This window comes from Nocardioides sp. CPCC 206348 (assembly GCF_048654705.1).
GTDB lineage: Bacteria > Actinomycetota > Actinomycetes > Propionibacteriales > Nocardioidaceae > Nocardioides.
The window spans coordinates 34,370-35,160 of the sequence record NZ_JBMCZA010000236.1 but is presented as its reverse complement, the minus strand read 5'-3'; the positions used below and the strand labels follow the sequence as shown (position 1 = coordinate 35,160).

Genomic DNA, 791 nt, shown 5'->3' with positions numbered 1-791 from the left:
GCGAAGAACGACACTGCGTGCGCGATGTCGGCCGGGAGACCGCCGCGACCGACCGGGATGTCGTTGACAACAAAGGCCTTGAAGTCATCGAACGGCACGCCCATCCGCTCCGCGGTGGCCATGGTCATCTCGGTCTCGATGAATCCCGGTGCGATGGCGTTGGCGGTCACGCCGTACTTGCCCAGCTCGATGGCCAGTGTCTTGGTGAAGCCCTGGACCCCGGCCTTGGCTGCGGAGTAGTTGGCCTGGCCACGGTTGCCGAGCGCGGAGGTGCTGGACAGGTTCACGATGCGACCCCAGCTCGCCTTGGTCATGTGACCCTGCACAGCGCGGGTCATGAGGAAGGCACCGCGCAGGTGGACGTTCATCACCGCGTCCCAGTCGGAGGTGGTCATCTTGAAGAGCAGGTTGTCGCGGATGACACCGGCGTTGTTGACCAGGACGGTGGGCTCACCCAGCTCGGCGGCGACCCGCTCCACCGCGACCCGGACCGCCTCCTCGTCGGCGACGTCGACGCCCACCGCGAGCGCCCGGCCACCGGCCGCCTCGATCTCGGCCACGACGGTCTTGCAAGCGGTCTCGTCGAGGTCGAGGACAGCAACGGCGAAGCCGTCGGCGGAAAGGCGGTGCGCGACTCCGGCACCGATGCCGCGGGCGGCTCCGGTCACGATCGCCGTGCGGTGGGTGGTGGTCATGCGGTGACTCCTACGGGATGGGGGTTGAGGTCCGGCACCAGCGCGGCGAGCGCGGCGCGGGTTGACGAATGGTCGGTGTGCAGCAGGGCATGCAGC

At 68.5% G+C, this 791-nt stretch carries 1 protein-coding gene; it reads right to left on the bottom strand.

The features are described from left to right. A partial coding sequence (locus ACOADB_RS27200) for an SDR family NAD(P)-dependent oxidoreductase (RefSeq protein WP_378606453.1) occupies nucleotides 1-695 on the bottom strand: 695 nt, incomplete at its 3' end. Nucleotides 696-791: the final 96 nt, after the last annotated feature.